Origin of the sequence: Pseudomonas sp., from assembly GCF_050739655.1 — a bacterium.
In the GTDB taxonomy this organism is placed as follows: Bacteria; Pseudomonadota; Gammaproteobacteria; order Pseudomonadales; family Pseudomonadaceae; genus Aquipseudomonas.
The window spans coordinates 1-9695 of sequence record NZ_JBOIBY010000564.1; the positions used below are offsets into that span (position 1 = coordinate 1).

Sequence of the window (9695 nt, forward strand, 5' to 3'; positions counted from 1 at the left end):
ACGCAGCTGCTCGCTCCCAGGCTCGTGCAGACGAAGCTTACCGTAAAGCTGATGAAGCTCTGGCTGCTGCTCAAAAAGCACAACAGACTGCTGACGAAGCTAACGAGCGTGCTCTGCGCATGCTGGAAAAAGCTAGCCGCAAGTAATAGTCCTTCGGGATTGTTATCAAGCCGACCCATTTTTTGGGTCGGCTTTTTTATTGCCCGGCATTTGTTGCAGGCAATAAAAAACCCGCCGATGCGGCGAGCATCGGCGGGTTTTTTCGAGCGTTACTGCAGCGGATCGAGAGGCGCGCTGGTCACCATCGGAGCGGCAGCATTGGGCACGGCGATCTCCACAGGCAGACCGTCTTCAGCAGCCACCACATCACGCACCACATCCCAGTTCATGCGCAGGTTGTTGGTGATGTCTTCACGCTTGAGCATCGCGTTGATGACGGCGGTGTGCTTGTCGACCACCGACGGGTTGCCCTTGTCGTCCAGTGGCGTGTGCGCCTCCAGATAAACCTTGCCGGCACTTACACCGAACTTGTAGGGGTCGTTGATGATGCGCACCGACGTACCCACCGGCACCATGCCAGCCATTTCCAGCACGTTGTTGTTGAACATACGGAAGCAACCATGGCTGGTGCGCATGCCGATACCGAACTTCTTGTTCGAGCCGTGGATCAGGTAGCCAGGTGTGCCCAAGGTGAACTTGAACGGCCCCAGCGGGTTATCCGGGCCGGCCGGCACCACGTTAGGCAGTGGATCGCCATCGGCAGCGTGCTCAGCCTTGATCGACGCTGGAGGCGTCCAGGTCGGGTTCGGCGTTTTTGCAGTGATGCTGGTATGGGCAATCGGCGAGCCCCAACCTTCACGACCGATACCCAGCGGGAAGGTGTACACCACGTTCCGGCCTTTCGGGTAGTAATAGAGGCGGTACTCGGCCAGGTTGATGACGATGCCTTCGCGCGGACCAGGTGGCAGGATGAACCGGGTCGGCAGCACGATTTCAGTGCCGGCACCCGGCAGCCACGGATCGACACCAGGGTTGGCCGCAACCATTTCCGAGTAGCCCAGATCGTAGGTAGTGCCAAGGTCCGCGAAGGTATCTTCGTACTTGGCTTTGATCACCTGCACCTGGCCGATGATGTCTTCACCAGGCGGTGGCAGTGGCAGCTCCAAGGCTGCGACGGGACCGGCCACAAAGAGGGCGGCAAGTGTCAGGCAGCGGGTGACGGCAGGAAAGCGCGGCAACATCCGTAAAATCCTTCGCATGATCGACAGAGGGTATAGGGGAGCAATTGTACACCGCCATCCGTATATTCGGTGAATCGCCCGATAACCCGCTCGTATAGATCGAAAAAGCGCTAAAGCTCGAACCGCAGTTCCGGCCAGATAGGCGAGGTGCCGCGTTTTTGCGACTCCAGAATCGCGCGGCACAGCGAACAGAGACGCTGGTCCTGGAACACCCGGCGATCAACGCTTGACCAGCGCGGTTGCGCTGGCAGCAGGCTGCCGCACAAGGTGCGATCCGCCGAGCCGCCCAACTCCAGCTGACGAGTCACCAGATGCACCCGCACTTCCTGGCAGGCGAACAGATCCAGCTGTTCGTCAGGCTCGATCAGTTGATAGGCAAAAAGTGACCAGGCGGGACGCGGCATCGGGGGCTCCAAATCGGGGGCGCCACCTTAGCCGAAAGCCTGCCTCTAGAAAAGTGTCATAACAGCGGTTTTAGGGTAGGCCAGACATTTTCCAGCAACTTGTCCTGAGCCCCGGCCGCCGGGTGTATGCCGTCGGCCTGCATCAGGTCTGGATGTCCGCCCACACCGTCGAGGAAAAACGGTACCAACGGGATTTTTTTCTCGCTGGCCACATTGCTATAGGCCTCGGCAAAAGCCTTGGTGTAGCGAGCGCCATAATTGGGTGGCAATTGCATACCCAGCAACAGCACCTTGGCACCGCTGGCCCGGGAGCGGTCGATCATCGACGCAAGATTTTGTTGCAATTGTGTTGGCAGTAATCCGCGCAGTCCGTCATTACCCCCCAATTCGAGGATCACCAGTTCCGGTTTATGCTCTGCAAGCAGCGCCGGCAGCCGCGCGTGCCCTCCGGCACTGGTGTCGCCACTGATGGACGCATTGAACACTTTATCGTCGAAACCTTCGCGCTTGCGCCGTTGCTCAAGCAGCGACACCCACCCCAGCCGGGTATCCAGCCCGAAACCGGCGCTGATACTATCGCCAACGATCAGGACAGTACCCGCCGCTGCGTTCTGGGCCATGCACATCAAGGCCAGGCCAGCACTCAAAAACCACACACGCATCGGATTCTCCATGGGCGCAAGCATTCTCACCGCGAAGAACCTTAGCAAAGTGGTTCCCAGCGCGGAAGGTGAACTGACCATCCTGCACGAACTCAGCCTGCAACTGAACAAGGGCGACAGCCTGGCCATCGTTGGCGCGTCCGGTTCCGGCAAATCCACCCTCCTGGGCCTGCTTGCCGGCCTCGACTTGCCGAGCAGCGGCGAAGTCACACTCGCAGGCCAAAGCCTGAGCAACCTCGATGAAGACCAGCGTGCACGCATTCGCGCAGAGCATGTCGGCTTCGTCTTTCAATCATTCCAGCTACTCGACAGTCTCAACGCCCTGGAAAACGTCATGCTGCCGCTGGAACTCGATGGCCGCAAAGATGCCCGTGGTCGCGCGACCGAACTGCTGCAACGGGTCGGCCTGGGCCAACGCCTCACTCACTCCCCTCGCCAGCTGTCCGGTGGTGAACAGCAGCGCGTGGCAATTGCCCGCGCCTTTGCCGCCGAACCCGATGTCCTGTTCGCCGACGAACCGACAGGCAATCTCGACAGCCACACCGGCGAGCGCATCAGCGATCTGTTGTTCGAACTCAACAAGGAGCGCGGCACGACCCTGGTGCTGGTGACCCACGATGAACGCCTGGCTCATCGCTGCCGGCGCCTGATCCGCCTTGAAGCCGGCCACTTGGTCGCCCCTCTGGAGGCTTGATGGCACGCTTGCCGTTGTTGCGTCTGTTCAGTCTCGCCATCCGCCAATTATTGCGCGACGCTCGCGCCGGTGAATTGCGCGTGTTGTTCTTTGCGCTACTGGTGGCCGTGGCCGCGAGTACCGCCATTGGTTACTTTGGCGCCCGCCTGAACGGCGCCATGATGCTGCGCGCCACAGAGTTTCTGGGTGCGGACCTGGTGCTGGAAGGCAGCTCTGCAGCCCGCCCGGAACAGATCAAAAGCGGGATTGAACTGGGCCTCGAACACGCGCAGGTGGTGGAATTCTCCAGCGTCATCGCCACTGACAACGGCATTCAACTGTCCAGCATCAAGGCCGCCGATGCGGTCTATCCATTGCGTGGCGAACTGAAAAGCGCCCTCGCCCCCTTCGCCCCACAGGAGGCCGGAGGCGGTCCGAAATCCGGAGAAGCGTGGGTCGAGGCACGACTGCTGACCGCGCTGGACTTGAAGATTGGCGACAGCGTCGATGTCGGCATGAAAACCCTGAAGCTGGCGCGGGTGCTGACCTACGAGCCCGACCGTGCCGGCAACTTCTATAGCCTGACACCACGGGTATTGATCAACCTGGACGACCTCGCCGCCACCGGCGTCGTGCAACCCGGCAGCCGTGTCAGTTATCGCGAGCTCTGGCGCGGTAAACCCGAAGCCCTGGAAACCTATCGGCAACTGATCAAGCCCGGCCTCGCCGCCAACCAGCGCATCCAGGATGCCCGCGACGGCAACCGGCAGATCGGTGGCGCATTGGGCAAGGCAGAGCGCTACTTGAACATGGCCAGTCTGGTGGCGGTGTTGCTGGCCGGTGTGGCGGTGGCGTTGTCGGCGACGCGTTTCGCCACACGCCGATTCGACGCCAGCGCCCTGTTGCGCTGCCTTGGATTGTCCCGACGGGAAACCATGGTGCTGTTCAGCTTGCAACTGACCGTGCTCGGCCTGCTCGCCAGCATCAGCGGTGCCGTCATTGGCTGGCTGGCGCAACTGGGGCTATTTGCCTTGCTGCATGATTTACTGCCCACCGACGTACCGCCGGGCGGCCTGTTTCCGGCCATCGCCGGAATCGGCACCGGGCTGGTGGCCCTGGCAGGTTTTGCCTTGCCGCCACTGGCCGCGCTGGGTCGGGTACCGCCATTGCGCGTGTTACGACGGGACATGTTGCCGATTCCCTCCAGCACCTGGATGGTCTACGGCGCAGCACTGGGTGCCCTTGGCCTGATCATGTGGCGCCTGAGCCTGGACCTGCTTCTGACCTTCGCCCTGCTCGGCGGCGGCGTCATTGCCGCGGTGGTGCTGGGCGGTTTGCTATTACTGCTGCTCAAAAGCCTGCGCCGCATGCTCGCCCGTGCTGCCTTGCCGTGGCGTCTTGGGCTGGGTCAATTGCTGCGCCATCCACTGGCCGCCGCGGGCCAATCGCTGGCCTTCGGCCTGATCCTGCTGTCGATGGCGTTGATCGCCTTGCTGCGTGGCGAATTGCTGGATACCTGGCAGAACCAGTTGCCGAAAAACGCACCGAATTACTTTGCGCTGAACATCCTGCCGGGGGACAAGCAAGCCTTCGCCGATCGCCTGATGGAACTGTCGGCGCAATCGGCGCCGCTGTACCCGGTAGTGCCGGGACGACTGATCAGCATCAATGGCGAGCCCGTGCAGCAAATCGTCACCAAGGAATCCGCCGGTGACAGGGCGATCCAGCGTGACCTGAGCCTGACCTGGGCCGCCGACCTGCCGGCGGGCAACAAACTCACGGCCGGTAACTGGTGGCCCGAGCAAACGCCGGATGAAATTCCTGGCGTGTCGGTGGAAGGCAAAGTCGCCGAAAGCCTGAAACTCAAACTCGGCGATCATTTGATCTTCACCGTTGGCGGAGTCAATCGCGAGGCAAAAGTCACCAGTCTGCGCGAGATCAACTGGGACAACTTCCAACCCAACTTTTTCATGATCTTCCAGCCCGGCACTTTGAAGGATCTACCGGCCACTTACCTGACCAGCTTCTATCTGGCGGCGGGCCATGATCAGCAGATCGTCGACCTGTCCCGGTCGTTCCCGGCGGTCACCATTCTGCAAGTCGAAGCGTTGCTTGAACAACTGCGCAGCATCCTCGCCCAGGTCACGCTGGCGGTGGAATACGTGCTGTTGTTTGTATTGGCGGCGGGGATGGCGGTGTTGTTTTCCGGCTTGCAGGCCACGCTGGATGAACGCATTCGCCAGGGCGCGCTGCTGCGAGCGCTGGGTGCAGAACGGCAATTGCTGGTCAAGGCGCGGCGGATCGAGTTCGGTTTGCTTGGCGCGGTGAGCGGATTGCTGGCAGCGTTGGGTTCGGAGGTCGTGAGCCTGGTGCTCTACCGGTACGCGTTCGACCTGCCCTGGCATCCGCATCCGTGGCTGTTGTTGCTGCCTCTGATCGGCGCGGTGTTGATTGGCGGTGCTGGCGTGTTCGGTACCCGTCGCGCCTTGAACGCCAGCCCGCTGACAGTTCTGCGCGAGGGTTGATAAACTCAGCGCTCTTCACCACAAGAAGCCGCCATGAGCCGATATCGCCCTCCCCGCACCGCTGGCACTGCCCTGATCACCCCTGAAGGTGAAGCGCGGATGCGTGCCGAGTTTCATGAACTGTGGCATGTCCGGCGACCGCAAGTGACGCAATCTGTCAGCGAAGCGGCGGCACAGGGCGATCGCTCGGAAAACGCCGAATACACCTACGGCAAAAAGATGCTGCGCGAAATCGACAGTCGCGTGCGTTTTCTCACCAAACGCCTGGAAGCGCTCAAGGTTGTCAGCGAAAAACCCAGCGACCCGAACAAAGTCTATTTCGGTGCCTGGGTCACGATCGAAGACGAGGACGGCAAGGAGTCGCGCTACCGCATCGTCGGGCCGGACGAGCTGGACCTCAAACAAGGCTTGATCAGCATCGACTCACCGCTGGCCCGCGCCCTGATCGGCAAGGCCCTGGACGCCGAAGTCCGGGTCCAGACGCCTACCGGCGAACAGTGTGTGTACATCGTGGCGATCGAGTATCCATAAGCCACGGCACCTTGGGCTCAGCGTCGGGTAATCAGCCCTTGCCGGGCAACGCGGGTCAACTGCTTGATCATTTGCGGAGCTTCTTCGAGGCTGGGCGATTGAATTACCGCCAGATCGAAACTGTCGTTGGCAAATCGAGCCAGGGATTCACCGTCTTCGACAAACTGAATCAGAAAGGCTGCCGGACCACCGGTTCGACGTGGCCAGCCATCGAGATAACGCAAGAGCGTCGGCTGATGTTTACCGCCAAGCAGGATTTTTGGATTGCGTTGGGTGAGATGTGCCGTGATCGGCGCGGGACGTACTACGGGGCTTAGTGCATTCATCATGTCGTGTCTCTGCCTCAAAAGTCTGCATGGCAGGTGAGAGGCAACACCGAACCAGCGCTTTAGCGGTATTTCGAAGCCTGTCTCAAGCTTCTATCGGCGACTGAATGAGAGTCACCTGGCGCCCCGCAAGTAGCTGTTTAAATCGGCGCATGGGCAGCATCCTAGAGAAGCTGACCGGACAGTGTCAAGAATGACGCCAAACAAAAAAGGCCCGCGTAATGCGGGCCTTTTCGTTGAGCCAGAGCGGTCAGCCGGCGATGGCGCGGTCTGCCGAGAGCTTGCCGGCGCCTTCGATCAGTACCGCGATGCTGCCACCAAGCAGTGCCAAGGCGAACTCATAACCGTTGTTGGCCATAAACAGACCGTTGCTGATGTGCACCGAGAAGATCGCCACCAGGGAGAGGAAGGTCAGGCCCAGCGCCGCCGGACGAACCAGCAGGCCAATGATCAATGCCAGGCCGGCGAAAAATTCGGTGCCACCGGCCAGTGTCGCCATCAGGTAGCCCGGCGCCAGACCGATGCTTTCCATGTATTGCGCGGTACCTGCCAAGCCATAGCCACCAAACGCACCGAAGAGTTTCTGCGAGCCGTGGGCTGCGAAGATGATGCCGACAAAAATTCGCAGAACGGTCAGGCCGTAGCCAGCGCGGGTAAACAGTACCTTGTTGATCAGTGTGCTCATGCTGTGTCATCCATTTGAAAGTGTGTGTTGGTTGGCCGCTATATTAATCAGTAAATATCATGTTAAAAGCGCAAATATCCCGCCATAACAATCAGTTTATTCGATCATTTACGAAGGGCAACTTTTTGCCCCTGGGGCTCCAACGACTCCCGCTCCCGATCGAACGCCAGGTAATACTTGTTCACGCTATTAACATAGCTGACAGGTCCCATTCCCACCTGCTCCATGGCAACACGCTCAACCTGGAAAAACCATTGGTTCGGATTCAAGCCCCGCCGCCGTGCTTCGGCACGCATCCCCTGCACCCGCTCCGGTCCGATGTTGTAGGCGGCCAGCACGAACGCCATTCGCTCGCGCTCGTTGAGTTTGGGGCTGGCGAAGAACTTGCGACGAATCATCGACAGGTATTTGGCCCCCGCCTGCACATTGGCATCCAGATCCTGAATATTGCTGACTCCCACCCGCTGGGCCGCAGATGGCGTGATCTGCATCAGGCCGGTCGGCGCGCCACCGCTGCCCGCCTTGGGTTGCAGACCTGACTCCTTGAACGCCAGCGCCGCCAGGTTCAGCCAGTCCATGCCTTGGGCGTCGGCATGTTTTTGCAGCACCGGCCGCAGCTTTTCCAGGCGCTGGCGGTCAGCCTTGGCCAATGGATAGTGCACTTGATACAGGCGCCGATAGATCCGCAGGAAAGCGGCATCCTGGTCCGATGGCTTTTTATAACCGGTGAGAAAACGATCGATGCTGGCCCGCAACATCGATGCGTCGCGGCGCACGAACCAGTACTCCTCGCCCGGGTCGCTGATTTGCACCTGTCGATCGACCCGCAGTTTCGGCAGGATCTTGCCCCAGCGCTCTGCGATCGGTTGCTCGACGATGGTCAGGTGAAAGATGCCGCCTTGCACCATCTCCAGCACGTCCTCCACCGCCAGGCTCGGATCGACCCATTCGATGGTGACCGGTGGCAACTTATGCAAGGCAAGCTTTTGATTGATCTGGCTGATGGCATCCCCGGCAGCGCTGCCGGTGGGCAATGCCAGGGTTTTACCCGAGAGCTGTTCAAGGCGTGTGTACCGACGCTCGCCTTTTATGCCCACCAGTACCAGCGGGATGTTGCGGGCAACCGGCTCACTGCTGCTGACCGCGAAACCCGGTTGCAGGTCCAGCAATTCTCCCGGCGCGACAAGATCGCCCTCCCCGCGCTGCAACGCACCGAGCAGTTGATCCTTGGCCTTGGGAATGATCTTGAGGGTAATTTCCTGACCGTCGCGGGCGTAGCCGTTCAAATACTGCTCGAAGGCGCGCAAGCGATGGTATTCGACGCCGATGGCCTGGCCCTGGACCTCACCGGAACTGTTGCGGCTCTGGTTGACCAATACTCGGAGCACTCGGCTGCTGCGGATTTCTGTCAGGTCACGCACCTTGGCAGCCGGTACGGCTTGCAGTGGCCCAGGCAGACGCGCGACCGCCGTCATCGGCAGCAGCAGCGAACAGCACAGCAGTAACAAAACCGAGGGACGAATCATCCACTCTCCGGAAGGAATTCGGGTTGATCACATGGGTGACTTCATGAAATCAAACGACAAAATGCGCAGCACCTGAACGCTGGCAAAGTGCGAAAGACTGGCACAGTGATGGCACTGTTGGCCATTGTGCCCTGCCCGCCATTTAAGAGCGCGGCTCAAAAGACAGCGTTAACTCGTTGTAGTTCTTGGTTTTTCTTATAAATCTACAGCTCTGATATGCTTTGCGGCCTTTGTTTCGGGGTAGCACCGAGGTAGCACCATGCAACTCATCGATATCGGCGTCAACCTGACCAACCCCAGTTTTGCCGACAAACACCAGGCTGTACTCGACCGTGCCTATGCCGCTGGCGTATGCCAATTGGTGCTGACCGGCACCAATGTCGAAGGTAGTGAGCAGGCGCTGGAACTGTGTCAGCAACTGGATGAAAGCGCGCAACGGCTCTTCGCCACCGCTGGCATTCACCCCCATGCAGCCAGCGACTGGAATGCGGACAGCGCGCGCCGTCTTCGCGGCCTGCTCAAGGAGCCGAATGTGGTCGCCGTGGGCGAATGCGGCCTGGATTTCAACCGTGATTTCTCGCCGCGCCCGCAGCAGGAAAAAGTCCTGGAAGAGCATCTGGCGATAGCTGTCGAATTGCAGCTGCCCGTGTTTTTGCATGAGCGTGATGCGAGTCAACGCCTGCTGGAAATCCTGCGTGACTACCGCGATCAACTGCCGGCTGCCGTGGTGCACTGTTTCACCGGGGAAAAGTCTGCGCTGTTCAGCTACCTCGACCTGGATTTGCACATCGGTATTACGGGCTGGATCTGCGATGAGCGCCGAGGCACTCACCTGCATCCGCTGGTGAAAGAGATCAAGCGCGGGCGCCTGATGCTCGAAAGCGATGCGCCCTATCTGCTGCCGCGCAGTCTGCGTCCCAAGCCGAAGAATGGGCGCAACGAACCGGCCTACCTGACCGAAGTGTTGCGTGAGGTGGCGTTGCATCGGGGGGAGAGCCAGGAGGATCTGGCGGCGCATACGACAGCGTGTGCACGGGCGTTCTACGGGCTGCCCACCATTTCTGAATAAGCACCAATCCCCTGCGGGACCATAATGCTGTAGGAGCGAGCTTGCTCGCGAAA

Annotated in this window: 11 protein-coding genes; 5 read left to right on the top strand and 6 right to left on the bottom strand. The window is 60.1% G+C overall.

Annotated features, from left to right (window positions below):
• The coding region (locus tag ACRESJ_RS26840) for an alanine-zipper protein (protein ID WP_431760564.1) at nucleotides 1-146 on the top strand (146 nt) is incomplete at its 5' end.
• A gap of 123 nt (nucleotides 147-269) precedes the next feature.
• Here the strand turns inward: ACRESJ_RS26840 and ACRESJ_RS26845 are convergent.
• From ACRESJ_RS26845 to ACRESJ_RS26855, 3 genes are all read right to left on the bottom strand, one after another.
• A complete protein-coding gene (locus ACRESJ_RS26845; RefSeq protein ID WP_431760557.1) occupies nucleotides 270-1241 on the bottom strand; it encodes a L,D-transpeptidase family protein in 972 nt (323 codons plus the stop codon).
• A 110-nt stretch (nucleotides 1242-1351) separates the two neighbouring features.
• Nucleotides 1352-1645 (bottom strand): hypothetical protein, encoded by a 294-nt coding sequence (locus tag ACRESJ_RS26850; protein WP_003226812.1) that lies wholly within the window; start codon nucleotides 1643-1645, stop codon nucleotides 1352-1354.
• Nucleotides 1646-1701: 56 nt separating this feature from the next.
• Nucleotides 1702-2307, bottom strand: coding sequence for an arylesterase (locus tag ACRESJ_RS26855; RefSeq protein WP_431760558.1), 606 nt, complete (start codon nucleotides 2305-2307; stop codon nucleotides 1702-1704).
• Between the two features lie 10 nt (nucleotides 2308-2317).
• Between ACRESJ_RS26855 and ACRESJ_RS26860 the strand changes: the two genes are divergently transcribed.
• From ACRESJ_RS26860 to greB, 3 genes are read left to right on the top strand one after another with little or no spacing between them, the layout of a single operon-like run.
• A complete protein-coding gene (locus ACRESJ_RS26860; RefSeq protein WP_431760559.1) occupies nucleotides 2318-3001 on the top strand; it encodes an ABC transporter ATP-binding protein in 684 nt (227 codons plus the stop codon).
• Nucleotides 3001-5505, top strand: a complete 2505-nt coding sequence (locus ACRESJ_RS26865; protein ID WP_431760560.1) for an ABC transporter permease — start codon at nucleotides 3001-3003, stop codon at nucleotides 5503-5505. Before ACRESJ_RS26860 ends, ACRESJ_RS26865 begins: the two co-directional genes overlap by 1 nt.
• A 33-nt stretch (nucleotides 5506-5538) precedes the next feature.
• Nucleotides 5539-6036 carry a transcription elongation factor GreB gene (greB, locus tag ACRESJ_RS26870; protein WP_431760561.1) on the top strand — a complete coding sequence of 166 codons (498 nt, stop codon included), beginning with the start codon at nucleotides 5539-5541 and terminating at the stop codon, nucleotides 6034-6036.
• 17 nt (nucleotides 6037-6053) lie between these two features.
• On the opposite strand, the gene ACRESJ_RS26875 is transcribed toward greB, so the two are convergent.
• From ACRESJ_RS26875 to ACRESJ_RS26885, 3 genes are all read right to left on the bottom strand, one after another.
• Nucleotides 6054-6362 (bottom strand): class I SAM-dependent methyltransferase, encoded by a 309-nt coding sequence (locus tag ACRESJ_RS26875; protein ID WP_431760565.1) that lies wholly within the window; start codon nucleotides 6360-6362, stop codon nucleotides 6054-6056.
• A gap of 250 nt (nucleotides 6363-6612) precedes the next feature.
• Entirely contained in the window at nucleotides 6613-7047 is a 435-nt protein-coding gene (locus ACRESJ_RS26880) for a DoxX family protein (RefSeq protein WP_150770106.1), read from the bottom strand.
• 104 nt (nucleotides 7048-7151) lie between these two features.
• A complete protein-coding gene (locus ACRESJ_RS26885) occupies nucleotides 7152-8573 on the bottom strand; it encodes a transglycosylase SLT domain-containing protein (RefSeq protein WP_431760562.1) in 1422 nt (473 codons plus the stop codon).
• Between the two features lie 259 nt (nucleotides 8574-8832).
• On the opposite strand from ACRESJ_RS26885, the gene ACRESJ_RS26890 reads away from it, so the two are divergent.
• Nucleotides 8833-9642: a TatD family hydrolase gene (locus ACRESJ_RS26890; RefSeq protein ID WP_431760563.1), complete on the top strand. Its 810-nt coding sequence runs from the start codon at nucleotides 8833-8835 to the stop codon at nucleotides 9640-9642.
• The last annotated feature ends 53 nt before the right edge of the window (nucleotides 9643-9695 follow it).